Source organism: Rhodococcus sp. W8901 (assembly GCF_013348805.1).
Taxonomy (GTDB): domain Bacteria; phylum Actinomycetota; class Actinomycetes; order Mycobacteriales; family Mycobacteriaceae; genus Prescottella.
Genome location: NZ_CP054690.1, coordinates 2,589,215 through 2,608,121 on the forward strand (window position 1 = coordinate 2,589,215; position 18,907 = coordinate 2,608,121).

Below are 18,907 nucleotides of genomic sequence, written 5' to 3' on the forward strand. Positions count from 1 at the left end.
AAGGTGGCGCCGCAGATGTCCGCGAGCGGGAACGTGTTGATCAAGAACGTTCTGGTGTACGGCGAGGGCGATCCGACCGACCTGCTGCTGGGCGACGGCCAGATCCTCGAAATCGGTGCCGGACTGAATGCCGGCGACGACACCGAGGTGATCGACGGGCAGGGGCAGATCCTGCTGCCCGGCTTCGTCGACATGCACACGCACCTGCGTGAACCGGGCCGCGAGGACACCGAGACCATCGACTCCGGTTCGGCGGCGGCGGCCCTCGGCGGTTACACCGCGGTGTTCGCGATGGCGAACACCAGCCCGGTGGCCGACTCCGCCGTCATCACCGACCACGTGTGGCGACGCGGCCAGGAGGTCGGGCTCGTCGACGTGCACCCGGTCGGTGCGGTCACGGTCGGCCTCGAAGGCAAGCAGCTCGCCGAGATGGCGACGATGGCGGCCGGTGTCGGCCGGGTGAAGCTGTTCTCCGACGACGGCCAATGCGTCGCGGACCCGCTGATCATGCGCCGCGCGCTGGAGTACTCCGCGTCGCTCGGCGTCCTGATTGCGCAGCACGCGGAAGAGCCGCGCCTGACCGAGGGTGCAGTCGCACACGAGGGCCCCACCGCGGCCCGACTCGGACTGACCGGTTGGCCGCGCGCCGCCGAGGAGTCGATCGTCGCCCGCGACGCGCTCCTGGCCCGTGACGCCGGCGCCCGCGTGCACATCTGCCACGCGTCGACCGCCGGCTCCGTCGAGCTCGTGAAGTGGGCGCGCGGTCAGGGCATCTCCATCACCGCCGAGGTCACCCCGCACCACCTTCTGCTCGACGACTCGCGCCTCGAGACGTACGACGCGGTCAACAAGGTCAACCCGCCGCTGCGCGAGGCGTCCGATGTCGCGGCGCTGCGCCGCGGGCTGGCCGAGGGGATCATCGACTGCGTGGCCACCGATCACGCGCCGCACGCCGAACAGGACAAGTGCTGCGAGTTCTCGCAGGCCCGCCCCGGCATGCTTGGGCTCGAGACGGCACTGTCGATCGTCGTGGACACGATGGTCCGTCCGGGCCTGCTGGACTGGCGCGGCGTGGCCCGCGTGATGAGCGAGCGGCCCGCCGAGATCGTCGGACTCGACGACCAGGGTCGCCCGATCGAGGTGGGCGAGCCGGCCAATCTGGTGCTCGTCGACCCCGACACCGAGTGGACGGTGCACGGCCCGGAGTTGGCCAGCGTCGCGAACAACACGCCGTACGAGTCGATGACGCTGCCCGCGAGGGTGACGGCCACAGTGCTGCGCGGCCGCGTCACCGCACGTGACGGCAAGGTCCGGCCACTGGGAGAGGTGTACTGATGGAGCGCATTCTGTGGGTGGTCGGCTGCATCGCGGTCTGGGCGCTGGCGATCTTCCTGATGTACCGCGGCTGGAAGGGTCGGGCCAGGCGCCAGGCCGACCGGATCGGTGAGCTGCCGCAGGTTCCCGCGGACCTCGGCAAGCAGTTGATCGCCCCGAGTACCGGCCTGTACGTGGGCAGCACGATTGCCCCGAGCTGGCAGGACCGAATCGCGGTCGGCGACATCGGCTTCCGTGCGACCGGTGCGCTCAGCCGCTGGACGGGCGGCATCCTGCTCGAGCGGGACGGCGCGTCGGCGATCTGGATTCCCGAGGGATCGATCCGGGCGATCCGCACCGAGCGCGGCCTTGCCGGAAAAGTGATGACGAAGGACGGAGTCCTGGTGATCCGGTGGGAGTTGCCCACCGGCACCGAGATCGACACGGGATTCCGCGGAGACGACAAGACCGTGTACCCCGAGTGGGTGCGCGACACAGACAGTGATGACACAGCGAATGCGGCGGGCTCTGGTGAGGTCGAGCAGAACGGAGAAGACGCATGAGCGGCTTTGACAGCAATACGGCGGTCCTGGTTCTCGAGGACGGCCGTGTCTTCCGGGGAACGACGTTCGGTGCCGTGGGGCAGACCCTCGGCGAGGCGGTCTTCAGCACCGGCATGACGGGCTATCAGGAGACCCTTACCGACCCCAGCTACCACCGTCAGATCGTGGTGTCGACGGCACCGCAGATCGGCAACACCGGCTGGAACGACGAGGACAACGAGTCCGTCGGCCCCACCGGTAAGTCGTCGGAGTCGAAGATCTGGGTCGCGGGCTACGTCGTGCGCGACCCCTCGCGCCGCACCTCCAGCTGGCGGGCGACCGGGTCGCTGCAGGACGAGCTCGAGCGCCAGGGCGTCGTCGGCATCGCCGGCATCGACACCCGCGCCCTGGTTCGGCACCTGCGCACCCGCGGTTCGATGCGCGCCGGCGTCTTCTCGGGCGACGCGCTCGCCGACGTGGATGTCCTGCTGGATCGGGTGAAGAGCCAGCCGACGATGCTCGGAGCCGACCTGGCCGGCGAGGTGTCGACCCCGAACGGCTACATCGTCGAGCCGGCCGGCGGCGAGGCCCGCTACACCGTCGCGGCCATCGACCTCGGCATCAAGACCAACACGCCGCGCATGTTCGCCGAGCGCGGCATGCGCGTGCACGTGCTGCCGTCCACCGCGACGCTGCACGACATCCTGGACATCAAGGCCGACGGCGTCTTCCTGTCCAACGGCCCGGGCGACCCGGCCACCGCGGACGGTGCCGTGCACCTCACCAAGGAGATCCTGGGCCAGGGGCTGCCGCTGTTCGGCATCTGCTTCGGCAACCAGATCCTGGGCCGCGCGCTGGGACTGAACACCTACAAGATGAAGTTCGGCCACCGCGGCATCAACATCCCGGTCGTCGAGCACGAGACCGGACGCATCGCGATCACCGCGCAGAACCACGGCTTCGCGCTCGAGGGTGAAGCAGGCCAGGAGTTCGACACCCCGTTCGGCCGCGCGGTCGTGAGCCACACATGCGCCAACGACGGCGCCGTCGAGGGCGTCCGCCTGCTCGACGATTCCGCGTTCTCCGTGCAGTACCACCCCGAGGCCGCGGCCGGCCCGCACGACGCCGCGTACCTGTTCGACCGTTTCGCCAACCTGCTCGAGGGAGTCAAGAAGTAATGCCACGTCGTACAGATCTCGAGCACATCCTGGTGATCGGCTCCGGGCCGATCGTCATCGGACAGGCCTGCGAGTTCGACTACTCGGGCACCCAGGCCTGCCGGGTTCTCCGCGAGGAGGGCCTGCGCGTCTCCCTGGTGAACTCCAACCCGGCCACGATCATGACCGACCCCGAGTTCGCCGACTCCACGTACGTCGAGCCGATCACGGCCGAGTTCGTCGAGAAGGTCATCGCCCGGGAGGCGGAGAAGGGCCACAAGATCGACGCCGTGCTGGCGACGCTCGGTGGCCAGACCGCGCTCAACACCGCCGTGGCGCTGCACGACCAGGGCATCCTGGAGAAGTACGACGTCGAGCTGATCGGTGCCGACTTCGACGCCATCCAGCGCGGCGAGGATCGCCAGAAGTTCAAGGACATCGTCGAGAAGGTCGGCGGCGAGTCCGCGCGCTCGCGTGTCTGCTACACGATGGACGAGGTCAAGGCCACGGTCGCCGAGCTCGGTTACCCCGTCGTCGTGCGGCCGTCGTTCACGATGGGCGGCCTGGGCTCCGGCATGGCGTACGACGAGGCGGATCTCGAGCGCATCGCCGGAGGCGGCCTGGCCGCGTCGCCCACCGCGAACGTCCTGATCGAGGAGTCCATCCTCGGTTGGAAGGAGTACGAGCTCGAGCTGATGCGTGACGGTCGCGACAACGTCGTGATCATCTGCTCCATCGAGAACGTCGACCCGGTCGGTGTCCACACCGGCGACTCGGTGACGGTGGCCCCGGCCATGACGCTCACCGACCGCGAGTACCAGAAGATGCGCGACCTCTCGATCGACATCCTGCGCGAGGTCGGCGTCGACACCGGCGGCTGCAACATCCAGTTCGCGATGGATCCGACCGACGGTCGCCTCGTCGTCATCGAGATGAACCCGCGCGTGTCCCGCTCGTCGGCGCTGGCGTCGAAGGCGACCGGCTACCCGATCGCGAAGATGGCCGCGAAGCTGGCCATCGGCTACACGCTCGACGAGATCGTCAACGACATCACCGGCGAGACCCCGGCCTGCTTCGAGCCGACCCTCGACTACGTCGTCGTCAAGGCGCCGCGGTTCGCGTTCGAGAAGTTCCCGGGCGCCGACGGCACGCTGACCACCACGATGAAGTCCGTCGGTGAGGCCATGTCCATCGGCCGCAACTTCACCGAGGCGTTCGGCAAGGTCATGCGCTCGCTCGAGACCAAGCGCGGCGGCTACTGGACGGGCCCCGAGGTGGAGGCGACGGACTTGGAGTCGCTGCTCGAGGAGCTGAAGGTTCCGCACGACGGCCGCATGTACGGCATCGAGAAGGCGTTCGCGCTGGGCGCCACGATCGAGCAGCTGTTCGACGCGACCGCGATCGACCCGTGGTTCCTGGATCAGATGCAGCAGATCCACGAGCTGGGCGAGCAGATCCGCGCTGCGGAGAAGTTCGACGAGCGGCTGCTGCGTCAGGCCAAGTACCACGGCCTGTCGGATCGGCAGATCGCGGCACTGCGCCCCGAGTTCGGTGAGGGCCAGGCCGCGGAGGACGCGGTCCGCGCGCTGCGCGACGAGCTGAAGGTGCGCCCGGTCTACAAGACCGTCGACACCTGCGCCGCCGAGTTCGAGGCCAAGACGCCGTACCACTACTCGACGTACGAGCTCGATCCCGAGGCGGAGACCGAGGTCGCGCCGCAGACCGAGCGTCCCAAGGTGCTGATCCTGGGCTCGGGCCCGAACCGCATCGGTCAGGGCATCGAGTTCGACTACTCGTGTGTGCACGCCGCGCAGACGCTGTCCGAGGCCGGCTACGAGACCGTCATGGTCAACTGCAACCCGGAGACCGTCTCGACGGACTACGACACCGCCGACCGCCTGTACTTCGAGCCGCTCACGTTCGAGGACGTGCTCGAGGTCTACCGCGCCGAGTCGGAGTCCGGCACCGTCGCGGGCGTCATCGTCCAGCTCGGCGGCCAGACCCCGCTGGGCCTGGCGAAGCGCCTCAAGGAGGCCGGTGTGCCGATCGTGGGTACCAGCCCCGAGGCCATCGACCTGGCGGAGGACCGCGGCGAGTTCGGTCGCGTGCTGACCGAGGCCGGCCTGCCGGCTCCGAAGTTCGGCACCGCCACCACGTTCGAGGGTGCGCGCGACATCGCGTCCGGCATCGGCTACCCGGTGCTGGTGCGTCCGTCGTACGTCCTCGGCGGCCGCGGCATGGAGATCGTGTACGACGAGAAGGCGCTCGAGAGCTACATCTCCCGCGCCACCGAGATCTCCGACGACCGGCCGGTGCTGGTCGACCGCTTCCTGGAGGACGCGGTGGAGATCGACGTCGACGCCCTGTGCGACGGCACCGAGGTGTACCTCGGCGGCGTCATGGAGCACATCGAGGAGGCCGGTATCCACTCCGGTGACTCGGCGTGCGCGCTGCCCCCGATCACCCTCGGCCGCGCCGACCTGGAGAACGTCCGTCGTTCCACCGAGGCGCTCGCGAAGGGCATCGGCGTCAAGGGCCTGCTCAACGTGCAGTACGCGCTCAAGGACGACATCCTGTACGTCCTCGAGGCCAACCCGCGCGCGTCGCGGACCGTGCCGTTCGTCTCCAAGGCCACCGCGGTGCAGCTGGCGAAGGCGTGTGCCCGGGTGATGCTCGGCGAGTCGATCGCCGAACTGCGCACCCAGGGACTGCTGCCCGCCGAGGGCGACGGTGGAACGGTCTCGATGGACGCACCGGTCGCCGTCAAGGAAGCGGTGCTGCCGTTCAACCGGTTCCGTCGCGCCGACGGCACCGGCGTCGACACGCTGCTGAGCCCCGAGATGAAGTCCACCGGCGAGGTCATGGGCATCGACGCGGACTTCGGTACCGCGTTCGCCAAGAGCCAGACCGCCGCGTACGGCTCGCTGCCCACCAGCGGCTCGGTGTTCGTCTCGGTCGCCAACAAGGACAAGCGTTCGCTGATCTTCCCGGTCAAGCGTCTCGCCGACCTCGGCTTCCGGATCCTCGCGACCGAGGGCACCGCCGACGTCCTGCGCCGCAACGGCATCACGTGCGAGCAGGTCCACAAGCAGTCCGGCGAGGACCTGCCCGAGGGTGCGCAGACCATCGTCGAGCAGATCAAGGCCGGCGACGTCGACATGGTGATCAACACCCCGTACGGCAACTCCGGCCCGCGCGTCGACGGCTACGAGATCCGCAGCGCCGCGGTGTCGAAGAACATCCCGTGCATCACCACCGTGCAGGGTGCGTCCGCAGCCGTGCAGGGCATCGAGGCCGCCATCCGCGGCGACATCGGCGTCCAGTCGCTGCAGGAGCTGCACTCGCGTCTGCGGGACTCGCAGCAGTGACGTCGGAGCAGACGTCGGGCACGTCCTTCGGGGCGCGGGTCCACGCGGCACTGGGCCATCACGGCCCGCTGTGCGCCGGCGTGGACCCGCACCCCGAGCTGCTGGAGGCCTGGGGCCTGCAGCAGACCGTCGAGGGCCTCGAGCAGTTCAGTGAGATCTGCGTCGAGGCGTTCGTCGGCCGGGTCGCCCTCGTCAAGCCTCAGGTCGCGTTCTTCGAGGCGTACGGATCCGGTGGCTTCGCGGTCCTCGAACGCACCATCACGGTCCTGCGGGAGGCCGGCACGCTCGTCCTGGCCGACGCCAAGCGTGGCGACATCGGCTCCACGATGAGCGCGTACGCCCAGGCGTGGCTGGGGGAGGCCTCGCCGCTCGCGTCCGACGCCGTGACGGTGTCGCCGTACCTCGGCTTCGGGTCGCTCGATCCCGTGCTCGAGCTAGCCGAGCGCAACGACGGTGGACTGTTCGTGCTGGCGGCGACGTCCAATCCGGAGGGCGCGCAGGTGCAGCTCTCGACCGCCGTGGACGGCCGCAAGGTCAGTCAGGTGATGGTCGACGAAGCCGCCGCCCGCAATGCCGGCGCGGACGTCCTGGGCTCAGTCGGTGTCGTCGTGGGCGCCACGCTCACGCAGGCCCCCGACCTGAGCGGCCTGCACGGGCCGATCCTGATGCCCGGTGTGGGCCATCAGGGCGGCACCGCCGACGACGTCCGGCGGCTGGCGGGCGACAGCCTGCGTGCCGTGGTGCCGAGCGTGTCGCGCGAGGTGCTGCGGGCGGGGCCGTCGGTGTCGGCGATCCAGGAGGCCGTGGCGCGTTCCGTCGACGCGTTCGCGTTCCTGCAGGACTAGGCGCCGGCGCGCGTCGTGCAATCTCCGGCAAGGCCGGGTTCGGCCCGAACCCGGCCTTCGTCGTCGTGACGGCCGGCTCGGGCCACCCGGCGATTGCACGACACGCGCTGACGCACGGAAGTTTTCGTAATCTTTTCCAAATTTTTCCGACCTGGCGCCTCCCACCGGACGAACTGTGGGACATGCCACGTCGCGGGGCCGGTCCGGCGGCGCTTCCGATCGGGATAAATGTCCGTCGACCTGCGAAAACAGGGAGATTTCGGGGTGTCGGCGCCCGGCGGTCGGCGGATGTGGGTGCCCGGACGCGGTCCCTTCGAACGCACCGTCGAATGAACACATAACCCACCCGAATCGGGCGCTGACGTCGGGGGGTGGGTTAGCAATCGGCGCCCGGCGTGAGTACGGTCGCTATCGCCGCTGGTTATCCAGTGGTTGTAGACCATTTGCACACGACGAGACGGAGGAACCGTGGCCCTTCCCCAGTTGACCGACGAGCAGCGCGCTGCTGCTTTGGAGAAGGCGGCTGCCGCCCGTAAGGCCCGGGCTGAGCTCAAGGAGCGCCTCAAGCGCGGCGGCACCGACCTGAAGCAGGTCCTGAAGGATGCCGAAGAGGACGAGATCCTCGGCAAGATGAAGGTGTCGGCTCTGCTCGAGGCCCTGCCCAAGGTTGGCAAGGTCAAGGCGCAGGAGATCATGACCGAGCTCGAGATCGCTCCTACCCGTCGCCTTCGTGGCCTCGGCGATCGGCAGCGCAAGGCTCTGCTCGCCAGGTTCGATTTCGAGGCCTGAGCGCGACAAGTGATTGCTGACGCACAACAAGTGTCAGGCAGCAACGCCACCTCGGCCTCGACCGAGGATGGCAGCGCAGTGCGGAGGGGCCGGCTGGTAGTACTGGCCGGCCCCTCGGCCGTGGGTAAGTCCAGCGTTGTCCGGTTGCTGCGTGAACGTATGCCCGAGATCGTCTTCAGCGTCTCGGTGACCACCCGGGACCCGCGGCCGGGCGAAGTGGACGGACAGGACTACCACTTCATCTCGCGGGAAGAGTTCGACCGCATGATCACCGCCGGTGACCTGCTCGAATGGGCCGAGATCCACGGTGGCCTGCAGCGCTCCGGTACTCCGGCCGAGCCGGTGCGCCAGGCGCTCGCGGACGGCAAGCCGGTGCTGCTCGAGGTCGATCTGGTGGGTGCCCGCTCCGTGCGGGCGTCGATGCCGGAAGCGATCCTGGCGTTCATGGCACCGCCGAGCTGGGACGTTCTGGTCTCGCGGTTGACCGGTCGCGGTACCGAACCGGCCGACGTCGTCGAGCGCCGCCTGCAGACTGCGAAGGTCGAATTGGCGGCCCAGGACGAGTTCGACACGGTCATCGTGAACGAGGACGTCAGCCAGGCCTGCGATGAGTTGGTATCCTTGTTGGCTGGACGACAGGTCTAGGTCCTTTCCGGTCCTGACCAAGTGCCGTTGCCCCTAATTCCGACATTCAATTTGACAGTTTCCAGTCAAGTTCAGGAGAACCGAGTGAGCAGCACCGAAGCAGTAGTGTCCGACACCGCAGGTCGTGCCCTGCCTGCCTACGACACCCCGCTCGGCATCACCAACCCGCCGATCGACGAGCTCCTCGAGCGGACGTCGTCCAAGTACGCGCTGGTCATCTACTCGGCCAAGCGCGCCCGGCAGATCAACGACTACTACAACCAGCTCGGTGACGGCATCCTCGAGTACGTCGGCCCGCTCGTCGAGCCGGGTCTGCAGGAGAAGCCGCTGTCCATCGCGCTGCGCGAGATCCACGCCGACCTGCTCGAGCACACCGAAGGCGAGTGAGCGGAGCAGCGTCCGTGCCTGAGCGCGAACCCGGCACGGCATCCGAGGGCCCCAAGCGGATCGTCGTCGGTGTCGGCGGCGGGATCGCCGCCTACAAGAGTTGTGCGATCGTGCGCAGCTTCACCGAGAGCGGTCACCACGTCCGGGTGATTCCTACCGAGTCTGCGCTGCAGTTCGTCGGTCGGGCCACCTTCGAGGCGCTGTCCGGCAACCCCGTGCACACCGGCGTGTTCGCCGACGTGCCCGAGGTGCCGCATGTGCGTCTGGGCCAGGAGGCCGACCTGGTCGTCATCGCGCCGGCCACCGCGGATCTCATGGCCCGGGCCGTCTCCGGTCGTGCCGACGATCTGTTGACCGCGACGCTGCTGACCGCGCGTTGTCCGGTCGTGTTCGCTCCGGCGATGCACACCGAGATGTGGGAGCACCCCGCGACGGTGAGTAACGTCGCGACCCTGCGCGAGCGGGGCAACACCGTGATCGAACCGGCGTCCGGTCGGCTCACCGGCAAGGACACCGGCGCGGGCCGGATGCCTGATCCCGAGGAGATCGTCGCGCTCGCGTCGCTCTTGCTCGAGCGACCGGCCGCGTTGCCCCGGGATCTCGAGGGGCGACGGGTCGTGATCTCGGCCGGTGGTACCCGCGAACCCCTCGACCCGGTGCGGTTCCTCGGGAACCGTAGTTCCGGTAAGCAGGGGTACGCGCTTGCGCGCCTCGCCGCCCAGCGTGGCGCCGAGGTGACGCTCGTGGCGGGTGCCACGGCCGAACTCGCGGATCCCGCTGCCGTCGACGTCGTCCATGTGCGGACCGCGGAGCAGATGCGCGAGGCGGTCATGAAGCACGCCGTCGATGCGGATGCCGTGATCATGTCGGCCGCGGTGGCGGACTTCCGGCCGGCCACCGTCGCCACCAGCAAGATCAAGAAGGGCGCCGACGAACCCGATTCGATTCCGCTGATCCGAAACGAGGACATTCTCGCGGGTCTCGTGCAGGCTCGACGGGACGGAACCGTCGATGCCGCGACCGCGATCGTCGGTTTCGCGGCCGAGACCGGTGACGCGTCGGGCAGTGTTCTCGATCATGCGCGAACGAAGTTGACACGCAAGGGTTGTGATCTTCTCGTCGTCAACGCTGTCGGTGAGGGGAAAGCCTTCGAGGTCGACCACAACGACGGTTGGCTGCTCGGCGCCGACGGTACCGAGTCCGCGATCGAGCCCGGGTCGAAGTCACTGATGGCCAGTCGGGTGCTCGATGCACTCGCAGCGCTGCTCGTTCCCGAGTAACACACTCCGGTGGCGATCGCCGCCGGGACCCGCTTTCTGGCACTAGGGTCGAGCGCGGTATTGAATAGAAGTAGAAACGAAAATCAGCTCAGGTGTCGTATCGGGGCCAACCGAATTCGCGTCGTCGGATTCGAGGGACACGGACCCTGGACAGAACGTCGAGAGGGAGATCTGTGAGCACGTCCGGCAAGCGGCTATTCACCAGTGAGTCCGTGACCGAAGGTCATCCGGACAAGATCTGTGATGCGATCAGTGACTCCATCCTCGACGCGATGCTCGAGAAGGATCCGCGCAGCCGCGTCGCGGTCGAGACCCTGGTGACGACCGGGCAGGTGCACGTCGCCGGCGAGGTGACCACCTCCGCCTACGTCGACATCCCGAAGATCGTTCGCGACAAGGTGCTCGAGATCGGCTACGACTCGTCCGCCAAGGGCTTCGACGGCAACTCGTGCGGCGTCAACATCGCGATCGGCGCGCAGTCGCCCGAGATCGCGCAGGGCGTCGATCACTCGCACGAGGCGCGTGTCGGTGGTGCCACCGACGACGAGATCGACCGTCAGGGCGCCGGTGACCAGGGCCTGATGTTCGGGTACGCCTGCACCGACACCCCCGAGCTGATGCCGCTGCCGATCGCGCTCGCGCACCGTCTGTCGCGTCGCCTCACCGAGGTCCGCAAGACCGGCGTGCTGCCGTACCTGCGTCCGGACGGCAAGACCCAGGTCACCATCGAGTACGACGGTGACCGCCCGGTCCGCCTCGACACCGTCGTCATCTCGACGCAGCACGCGGCCGACATCGACCTCGACAATCTGCTCACCCCGGATCTGCGCGAGAAGGTCCTCGGCCACGTGCTGTCCGAGCTGGACATCGAGCTGGACACCTCGGACGTGCGCCTGCTCGTCAACCCGACCGGCAAGTTCGTGCTCGGCGGCCCGATGGGCGACGCCGGCCTGACCGGGCGCAAGATCATCGTCGACACGTACGGCGGCATGGCCCGGCACGGTGGTGGCGCGTTCTCTGGCAAGGATCCGTCGAAGGTGGACCGTTCCGCGGCGTACGCGATGCGTTGGGTTGCCAAGAACGCCGTCGCGGCGGGCCTCGCGGACCGCATCGAGGTCCAGGTCGCGTACGCGATCGGCAAGGCGGCCCCGGTGGGCCTGTTCGTCGAGACGTTCGGCACCGAGAAGACCGACCCGGAGAAGATCCAGACCGCGATCAGCGAGGTCTTCGACCTGCGCCCCGGCGCGATCATCCGCGACCTGGACCTGCTGCGCCCGATCTATGCGGGCACCGCGGCGTACGGCCACTTCGGCCGTACCGACATCGATCTGCCGTGGGAGCGCACCGACCGCGCCGAGAAGTTGCGCGCGGCGGCCGGTCTCTGACCGTCGACGACAAGTCAGCTCGCTGAGCGGCACCGACAAGACAGCGGCAGCACACGCGCCCGTGGCGCGAGTGCTGCCGCTGCTTCCTCTCGCCCATCTCGATCGGGAGTTCGACTACCTCGTTCCCGCCGACCTCGACGAGCAGGCCCGACCCGGGGTGCGCGTGCGGGTGCGGTTCGCCGGGCGGCTCGTCGACGGTTTCCTGCTCGAACGGGCCGATTCCAGCGACCACACCGGCAAGCTCGGCTGGCTCGACAAGGTGGTGTCCGCCGAGCGCGTCCTCACCCCCGAGGTGCGGGGCCTGGTCGACGCGGTGGCGCAGCGGTACGCGGGGACCCGTGCGGACGTCCTGCGCCTGGCCGTGCCGCCGCGGCACGCGAAGGTCGAGTCCGAGGAGGCCGCCGAGCGGCCTGTCCCCGAGGCGCCGAAGGTCGACCGTGACGCGTGGTCCGCGTACGTGCACGGTCTCAATTTCGTCGAGGCCCTCGAATCGGGGCGCGGCCCACGCGCGGTGTGGCAGGCCCTGCCGGGGGAGGACTGGGCCACCCGGATCGCCGAACTCGCCGGTGTCGTCGCGGCGTCGGGGCGGGGTGTGGTGCTGGTGGTGCCCGATCAGCGCGACCTGGACCGGGTGCTCGCCGCGTGCGAGTCGGTGATCGGGAAGGACGACGTGGTCGGTCTCGCGGCCGGTCTCGGTCCGTCCGCCCGGTATCGGCGGTGGCTGGCCGCGCTGCGGGGAACCGCCCGGGTGGTCGTCGGTACCCGCGCGTCGGTGTTCGCTCCGACGCCGGACCTCGGCCTGATGATCGTGTGGGACGACGGCGACGACAACCTGTCCGAGCCGCGCTCGCCGTACCCGCACGCGCGAGAGGTTGCGCTGCTGCGGGCGCACGGCACCGGTTGCGCGCTGGTGCTCGCGGGACATTCGCGCACCGCGGAGGGCCAGGCCCTCGTGGATTCGGGTTGGGCGCACGACCTGGTCGCCCCGCGTGACGTGGTGCGCGCGCGGTCACCGAAGGTGACGGCCCTCGCCGACAGCGACCACGCCCTGGCCCGCGATCCGGGCGCGCGGGCGGCCCGCCTGCCGGCGATCGCGTTCGCGGCGGCGCGACAGGCGATCGCCGCGGGTGCCGGTGTGCTGGTTCAGGTTCCACGCCGCGGGTACGTTCCGTCGCTGGCGTGTGCGAAGTGTCGTGCACCCGCGCGCTGTCGCCGCTGCAACGGCCCGCTGTCGCTACCGGCGGCCACCGGACCGGACGGTGCCGGTACCCCGACCTGTCGCTGGTGCGGTGTCGCTGACGCCAACCACCGGTGCCACGCGTGTGGGGCGCGGGCGCTGCGCGCCGTGGTGGTGGGAGCGGGACGGACCGCCGAGGAGCTCGGACGCGCGTTTCCGGGTGTCGCCGTGCACACTTCGGGGGGTGCCGACGTCAAGGCCGAGATCGCGCCGGGCCCCAAACTGGTTGTCTCGACCGTGGGCGCCGAACCGGTGATGCCCGATGGTTACGGCGCGGCGCTGCTGCTCGACGGCTGGGCTCTGCTCGGCCGCGCCGACCTGCGGGCCGCGGAGGAGACGTTGCGGCGGTGGATGACCGCGTCGGCGCTGGTGCGTTCGCATCAGGACGGCGGCGAGGTGGTGGTGGTCGCCGACTCCGGGATTCCGGCCGTCCAGGCGCTGGTTCGGTGGGACCCGTTGTGGCACGCGCAGGCTCAGCTCGCGGAGCGTGCCGAGGTGGGTTTTCCGCCGGCGGCGCACATGGCGGCGGTCGACGGTACGGCGGCGTCGGTCGCCGAGCTTCTGGAACTCGCTTCGCTGCCCGACTCGGCCGAGGTGCTCGGCCCGGTGCCGCTACCGCCGGGCCAGCGGCTGCCGTTCTCGAGTGACGAGCCCGAGCCGGAGGACGTGGAGCGCATGCTCGTTCGCGTGCCCCGCAGTGCGGGGCGGGAGCTCGCGAGAGGCCTGGCCGAGGCGCAGGCCGTCCGCAGCGCCCGCAGGTCCGCCGGGCCGGTGCGCGTCCAGGTGGATCCGCTTCGGATCGGCTAGGTGCGGCCCTCCGCGCCGGCACGGGCGTCACCGATGATGCGTCGCACGATGGTGAGTAGTTCGTTCATCTCGTCGTCGGTGACGATGCTCGGTGTGCCGGACATCGCGGCGTTGTAGTACAGGCCGTCGCCTATCAACATCACCGCCTGCGCGATCGCGCGGTCAGGGATCTCCTCCGCCATCGCGTCCATCCAGCAGTCGCGGATTCGAAGCAGGGCGTCCTGGGCGCGGGTATTGGCACCCTGACTCAGACAGATCGTCGCGACGATGGCCCGGTCGAGAACCGTGTCCTCATAGTTCGAGGTCCGTACGTAGTAGGCGGCCGGGCCCTCCGGCGCGGTGCGCATGGCCTCCACGTCGGCCGCACCCAATCCCTCGAGGTGCTCGGCCAACCCTGCCACCAGGGCGTCCTTCGACGCGAAATGGTAGAGCAGACCGCCCTTGGACACGCCCGCGGCCGCGGCGACGGCTTCGAGCGTCGCTGCGCGTTCCCCCTGCTCGATCAGGATCTGGATGAACGCGTCCAACAGCTTGGCGCGGGCGGCGGGTGGCGGTGGCATGAGACGAACGATAGCCGCTCGTTACTGCACCGTCCGGCTGGTACAGTAACGGGCGTTGCTCACCCTACGATCAGGAAGCTTTCATGTCGACCGACACTCGCATCGAACGAGCCCAGCCCGCCGCCCTGGCCGGCCCGCGGGAATGGATCGCGCTCGCGGTTCTCATGCTCCCGGTGCTGCTGGTCTCCGTCGACAACACGGTGCTGGCCTTCGCATTGCCGTCGATCACGGAGACGCTGGGCCCCTCCGGCGCGCAGCAGCTGTGGATCATCGACATCTATCCGCTGGTCCTCGCCGGCCTACTCGTGTCGATGGGCAGCCTGGGCGACCGGTTCGGCCGTCGCCGGCTGCTACTCATCGGTGCCACCGGCTTCGCCGCGGTGTCCACGTTTGCCGCCTATGCCCCCGACCCGCAGACACTGATCGCGGCGCGGGCCGCGCTCGGGTTCTTCGGCGCGATGCTGATGCCCTCGACGCTGTCGCTGCTGCGCAACATCTTCATCGACGCCACGCAGCGCCGACTCGCCATCGCCGTGTGGGCGGCGTGCTTCGCCGCCGGTGCTGCTCTCGGTCCGATCGTGGGCGGGTTCCTGCTCGAGCACTACTGGTGGGGCTCGGTGTTCCTGCTCGCGATCGCGGTGCTTGTCCCGCTACTGATCCTGGCGCCGATCTTCGTGCCCGAATCCAAGGACCCGAACCCGGGCCGGATCGATCCGGTCAGCATCGCGCTGTCGCTGCTCGCGCTGGCGCCGATCGTGTACGCGATCAAGAACATCGCCAAGGACGGCTCGCTCGCGTACACCCTGGTGCCCGCGATCGTCGGCGTCGCCGCCACGACGCTGTTCATCCGGCGTCAGCTGCGGCGGCCCGATCCGATGCTGGACGTGCGATTGTTCACGGTCCCCACCTTCTCGGGTGCGGTGGTGGTGAACCTGCTCAGTGTGTTCTCGCTCGTCGGCTTCCTGTTCTTCGTCTCGCAGCACCTGCAGCTCGTGATCGGCCAGAGCCCGATGCAGGCCGGCATCAGCCTGCTTCCGGGCTTGGCGGTCATGGTGGTCTCGGGACTGGCAGCGGTCCCGCTCGTCCGCCGAGTGAAGCCGGTGACCGTCGTGGTGGTCGCGCTGCTGGTGTCGGCCCTCGGTTACGCCGCCGTGTTCGCCTTCGCGTCACCGAGTTCGGTCGCGCCGATCCTCGTCGCGTTCGCGCTCCTCGGCGCCGGTATCGGCGCGGCGGAGACGATCTCCAACGACCTGATCGTCTCGAGCGTGCCCGCGACGAAGGCCGGCGCCGCGTCCGCGGTATCGGAGACCGCCTACGAGCTCGGCGCGGTCCTCGGCACGGCCATCCTGGGCACCATCCTGAGCGCCTCCTACCGTTCGAATCTCGTCGTTCCGGAGGGCGTCGACGCAGACGCTGCGGAGACCGCGCGCGAGACCCTCGGCGGCGCCCATCAGGTCGCGGCCGGCCTTCCGGCGGAACAGGGCGCCGCGCTGCTCGAGTCCGCCGGCCACGCGTTCGACACCGGCGTCGGCTTCACCTCGGGCATCGGCACGGTGCTGATGATCATGGCGGCGGGCCTGGCGCTGCTGACGCTGCGGCCCCGGCCCGGTCCCGTGGGCGTCGACCTGCCCTAGCTCTCGCGCACGTCCACGACGTACATCCGGGTGCGCGAGCGGTCGAGGAAGTTCGCCTCGTCCGCCTCGATCGCCGCCGCGACGTCGGGTCGGGCGTGTGTGGCGAGCATGGCGTCGTAGGCGACCCGGTCGTCGAATACGAACTCGCTGATCACGTCGAAGTCCGGGTCGGCGGCGCCGTCCGCACCGATCCCGGAGTCGCGGTCGAGGTAGTTGCGGCGGTACTCACGGATCTGCGGCAGCAGGCGTCGGATCAGTTTCGAGTGGTTGTCCTCGTAGTACGCGACGAAATCGGCGTGCGACAGTCCGGGTTTGCGGGCGAGCAGTGCGACGGCCTTGATCATGACGGGACCCTATGTCGCTCAGCATCACCGGGGCGAGCTGTGATCTCGCTCACCGGAAGGCGGGTCAGAGCCAGTGTTGACGCTTGAACACGAAGAACAGCGTCACCGATGTCGCGACCATCAGCAGGACCGCCATCGGATACCCGAACTGCCAACTCAGCTCCGGGATGTCCTCGAAGTTCATGCCGTACACGGTGCCCACCAGCGTCGGTGCGAAGAGGATTGCGGCCCAAGCTGAGATCTTCTTGACCTCCTCGTTCTGGGCGAGGCTGGTCATGGTCAGCCGTTGCATCTCCTCGTTCTGTTTCTGGGCGACGAGTGTCGCGTGGACGGTGAGCGCGGTCTGCAGGTGCGAGCGCGACGAGTCGGCGCGCTCGATCACCCGGATCGTGTGGTCGAGGACGTCACGCAGGTGTCGCCGGAGTTCGACATCGACGTGGTACTTGTCGGAACCGCGTTCGAGAGCCTCGAGCATCGACACCAGTGGGTGCGTCGCGCGCTGGAAGTCGATCACCTCGCCGGACAGGTCGTAGATGCGCCGTGCGACGGCCGGATCGCCGGTGAACACCTGGTTCTCGATCTCGTCGATGTCGTTCTCGAGTCCCGCCGCGACCGGCAGGTACTCGTCGACGACCTGGTCGAGGATCGCGTACAGGATCGCCTCGGGGCCCAGGCACAGCAGTTCGGGCGTCGCCTCGAGCCGTCGGCGCACCTGGGCGAGATCGGGGGCCTCGGCGTGTCGGATGGTCACGACGAAGTCGGGTCCGACGAAGACGTGCACCTCGCCGAACTCGACCTTCTCGACGTCGTCGAGGTACCGGGCGGGGCGGAGCACGACGAACAAGGTCTTGTCGTAGCGCTCGAGTTTGGGGCGCTGGTGCGCCGCGATCGTGTCCTCCACGGCCAGATGGTGCAGGTCGAACTCGCGTGCCAGCGACTCCACTTCGGCGGCGTCGGGGCGATACAGTCCGATCCACGCCATCCCGTCCAATCGGCGCATCGTGCGGTAGGTGTTGTCCAGTGACGTCGGGCTGTCCACCCGCGCGCCGTCGACGTAGACGGCGTTGTCCACGATGGTCATCCGGGCCCCGTTCGGTCGGCGATGGACCCCAATTCCACCATGTGGAAGTGGATTCGTGCGCCATTGCGCGACCGTGATCGTCCGGTGCCCGGGGCCGTTCGCGCGGAGATTCGTGGCGAGACCGTTATCCGTCGGTGCGCCTGCCCGCCGTGCGGAGTGGGCGTGATCTTGCTAGACACGCTGCAGTGGCACGACCGGTCGTTCGGGCGAAGTGAGGTGTGCGGTGAAACTTTTCGGGAGAGTGCTCGCCACCGGCGCGGCGGCGGTGACGGCCGCGGTCGTCACGGTCTCGGGGGCCCAGGCGGCCCCGGCGCCGGACGTCGACGGTTCGGCGCCCACCTTCGTGGTGCCGGTGGATCCGGGGCCGATCCAGACCCGGCACGCGGAGGCGCTGCGGTACGCGGAGGAACATCCGGGCTCGGCTCCACTGGGCGCGAACGATTTTCGCTGCCGTCCGGGAAGCGATCACCCCAATCCGGTGGTCCTCGTCCACGGCAGCGACTCGGACTCGTACTCCGACTGGGCGGCCTTGTCGCCGATGCTCGTCGAACGAGGATTCTGCGTGTTCAGCCTCAACTACGGTTCGGACGGCAAACCGGGGAAGTACGCCCGTGCCGACATCGCCCGCAGCGCGCGTGAGGTGGGGGAGTTCGTGGAGCAGGTCCGCGAGGCCACCGGAGCGGTGGAGGTCGATCTGGTCGGCTACTCGCAGGGCGCCACTGTGGCACGGTACTTCGTCAATCGCCTCGACGGCGCCGCCGCGGTCAATCGTTGGGTAGGGGTGGCTTCACCCACCTACGGCGGCATCATGTTCGGACTCGTGCCGCTGTTGCGAATGCTGCCGTACCCCGACCGGATCGCCGAGTTTCTCACCTCCGAGGCGATCAGCCAACAGATGCAGGGATCGTCGTTCCTGGCCGCGCTCAACGCCGGCGGCGACACCGTGCCGGGCGTGGAGTACACGACCATCGGGTCGCGCTACGACGAGATGATCCAGCCCCACACGAATATCGCCCTTCGCGACCCGGGGGCGGTGAATCTGTCGGTCCAGGACCTGTGTCCGGAGAACCGGGGCGGGCACTTCAATATGGTCTACGACCCATTCGCGCTCGGTCTCGTTCTGCAGAGCCTCGACCCGACGCTTCCTGCGGCCGCGTGTGCGCCGGTGCCCCTCGGTGCCGGAATTGTCGATATGATCGTCGAAAGCAATTCGTGATCGAACGCGGGTGTCGATCTGTTTTGCCAGTCGATCATTAGTTGCCAGAATTTCCGAAGCCTGCGGCGACGAAAGTTGCCGAGCCGTCAATTATGTCTTCCGGATCAAGGTTGGATAAACAAGATCAAATTTGGTCAGCCAAGCCTTCGTCGCTCCAGGTGAATGTGAACAACTGTTACAGTATTCGCGGACTTCTCGGTGTGAGTGTCCGGTCCTTGATGCTTCAAATATGCGCTCCGAATCGGTTCCGGGATCCATGCTGAACCCGATAGGCTTTACCCTGCAGGGCTTCCTCGTTCTCGGTGGACGGCGCGTC

16 protein-coding genes are annotated in these 18,907 nt (G+C 68.6%); 13 read left to right on the forward strand and 3 right to left on the reverse strand.

Going from position 1 to position 18,907, the window contains the following annotated elements; translation table 11 throughout:
- Positions 1-15 precede the first annotated feature (15 nt).
- The 11 genes from HUN07_RS12265 to HUN07_RS12315 all read left to right on the forward strand — a co-directional run bounded on the left by HUN07_RS12265 (position 16) and on the right by HUN07_RS12315 (position 13,756).
- Positions 16-1,335 (forward strand): dihydroorotase, encoded by a 1,320-nt coding sequence (locus HUN07_RS12265; RefSeq protein WP_174914661.1) that lies wholly within the window; start codon positions 16-18, stop codon positions 1,333-1,335.
- The gene (locus HUN07_RS12270) at positions 1,335-1,877 is read left to right on the forward strand and encodes a PH-like domain-containing protein (protein WP_114722673.1); all 543 of its coding nucleotides are present in this window, start codon (positions 1,335-1,337) and stop codon (positions 1,875-1,877) included. Before HUN07_RS12265 ends, HUN07_RS12270 begins: the two co-directional genes overlap by 1 nt.
- Entirely contained in the window at positions 1,874-3,034 is a 1,161-nt protein-coding gene (gene carA, locus HUN07_RS12275; RefSeq protein ID WP_174909931.1) for a glutamine-hydrolyzing carbamoyl-phosphate synthase small subunit, read from the forward strand. Before HUN07_RS12270 ends, carA begins: the two co-directional genes overlap by 4 nt.
- The gene (gene carB / locus HUN07_RS12280; RefSeq protein WP_174909933.1) at positions 3,034-6,381 is read left to right on the forward strand and encodes a carbamoyl-phosphate synthase large subunit; all 3,348 of its coding nucleotides are present in this window, start codon (positions 3,034-3,036) and stop codon (positions 6,379-6,381) included. The genes carA and carB overlap by 1 nt, the downstream gene beginning before the upstream one ends.
- Positions 6,378-7,226, forward strand: a complete 849-nt coding sequence (gene pyrF, locus HUN07_RS12285) for an orotidine-5'-phosphate decarboxylase (protein WP_174909935.1) — start codon at positions 6,378-6,380, stop codon at positions 7,224-7,226. Before carB ends, pyrF begins: the two co-directional genes overlap by 4 nt.
- 468 nt (positions 7,227-7,694) lie before the next feature.
- Complete coding sequence (gene mihF / locus HUN07_RS12290; RefSeq protein WP_007535578.1) at positions 7,695-8,015, forward strand: integration host factor, actinobacterial type; 321 nt, start codon at positions 7,695-7,697, stop codon at positions 8,013-8,015.
- A gap of 78 nt (positions 8,016-8,093) precedes the next feature.
- Positions 8,094-8,660, forward strand: coding sequence for a guanylate kinase (gene gmk, locus HUN07_RS12295; RefSeq protein ID WP_114722677.1), 567 nt, complete (start codon positions 8,094-8,096; stop codon positions 8,658-8,660).
- A gap of 105 nt (positions 8,661-8,765) precedes the next feature.
- On the forward strand, positions 8,766-9,047 hold the full coding sequence (gene rpoZ / locus HUN07_RS12300; protein WP_114722678.1) for a DNA-directed RNA polymerase subunit omega: 282 nt from the start codon (positions 8,766-8,768) through the stop codon (positions 9,045-9,047).
- Between the two features lie 14 nt (positions 9,048-9,061).
- Entirely contained in the window at positions 9,062-10,327 is a 1,266-nt protein-coding gene (gene coaBC, locus HUN07_RS12305; RefSeq protein WP_254622913.1) for a bifunctional phosphopantothenoylcysteine decarboxylase/phosphopantothenate--cysteine ligase CoaBC, read from the forward strand.
- Positions 10,328-10,500: 173 nt separating this feature from the next.
- Complete coding sequence (gene metK, locus HUN07_RS12310; protein WP_114722680.1) at positions 10,501-11,712, forward strand: methionine adenosyltransferase; 1,212 nt, start codon at positions 10,501-10,503, stop codon at positions 11,710-11,712.
- Positions 11,713-11,734: 22 nt separating this feature from the next.
- Positions 11,735-13,756: a primosomal protein N' gene (locus HUN07_RS12315; protein WP_254622985.1), complete on the forward strand. Its 2,022-nt coding sequence runs from the start codon at positions 11,735-11,737 to the stop codon at positions 13,754-13,756.
- Here the strand turns inward: HUN07_RS12315 and HUN07_RS12320 are convergent.
- Positions 13,753-14,316, reverse strand: coding sequence for a TetR/AcrR family transcriptional regulator (locus HUN07_RS12320; protein WP_174909940.1), 564 nt, complete (start codon positions 14,314-14,316; stop codon positions 13,753-13,755). The two genes, HUN07_RS12315 and HUN07_RS12320, sit on opposite strands and share 4 nt — an antisense overlap.
- Before the next feature lie 83 nt (positions 14,317-14,399).
- Here HUN07_RS12320 and HUN07_RS12325 point away from each other — a divergent pair, with 83 nt between their 5' ends.
- Positions 14,400-15,950, forward strand: a complete 1,551-nt coding sequence (locus tag HUN07_RS12325; protein WP_174909942.1) for an MFS transporter — start codon at positions 14,400-14,402, stop codon at positions 15,948-15,950.
- On the opposite strand, the gene HUN07_RS12330 is transcribed toward HUN07_RS12325, so the two are convergent.
- Both HUN07_RS12330 and HUN07_RS12335 read right to left on the reverse strand, forming a co-directional pair.
- Complete coding sequence (locus HUN07_RS12330; RefSeq protein ID WP_114722684.1) at positions 15,947-16,294, reverse strand: EthD domain-containing protein; 348 nt, start codon at positions 16,292-16,294, stop codon at positions 15,947-15,949. The genes HUN07_RS12325 and HUN07_RS12330 overlap by 4 nt on opposite strands.
- Before the next feature lie 64 nt (positions 16,295-16,358).
- Positions 16,359-17,375 (reverse strand): magnesium and cobalt transport protein CorA, encoded by a 1,017-nt coding sequence (locus HUN07_RS12335; RefSeq protein ID WP_174909944.1) that lies wholly within the window; start codon positions 17,373-17,375, stop codon positions 16,359-16,361.
- A gap of 241 nt (positions 17,376-17,616) precedes the next feature.
- On the opposite strand from HUN07_RS12335, the gene HUN07_RS12340 reads away from it, so the two are divergent.
- Complete coding sequence (locus HUN07_RS12340) at positions 17,617-18,591, forward strand: esterase/lipase family protein (RefSeq protein WP_174914663.1); 975 nt, start codon at positions 17,617-17,619, stop codon at positions 18,589-18,591.
- Positions 18,592-18,907: the final 316 nt, after the last annotated feature.

Coding starts and splice junctions, on each gene's coding strand:
- HUN07_RS12270 (WP_114722673.1), top strand. CDS start 1,335: ATGGAGCGCATTCTGTGGGTGGTCGGCTGCATCGCGGTCTGGGCGCTG.
- HUN07_RS12320 (WP_174909940.1), bottom strand. CDS start 14,316: ATGCCACCGCCACCCGCCGCCCGCGCCAAGCTGTTGGACGCGTTCATC.
- HUN07_RS12265 (WP_174914661.1), top strand. CDS start 16: ATGTCCGCGAGCGGGAACGTGTTGATCAAGAACGTTCTGGTGTACGGC.
- HUN07_RS12335 (WP_174909944.1), bottom strand. CDS start 17,375: ATGACCATCGTGGACAACGCCGTCTACGTCGACGGCGCGCGGGTGGAC.
- HUN07_RS12330 (WP_114722684.1), bottom strand. CDS start 16,294: ATGATCAAGGCCGTCGCACTGCTCGCCCGCAAACCCGGACTGTCGCAC.
- HUN07_RS12325 (WP_174909942.1), top strand. CDS start 14,400: ATGTCGACCGACACTCGCATCGAACGAGCCCAGCCCGCCGCCCTGGCC.
- carB (WP_174909933.1), top strand. CDS start 3,034: ATGCCACGTCGTACAGATCTCGAGCACATCCTGGTGATCGGCTCCGGG.
- carA (WP_174909931.1), top strand. CDS start 1,874: ATGAGCGGCTTTGACAGCAATACGGCGGTCCTGGTTCTCGAGGACGGC.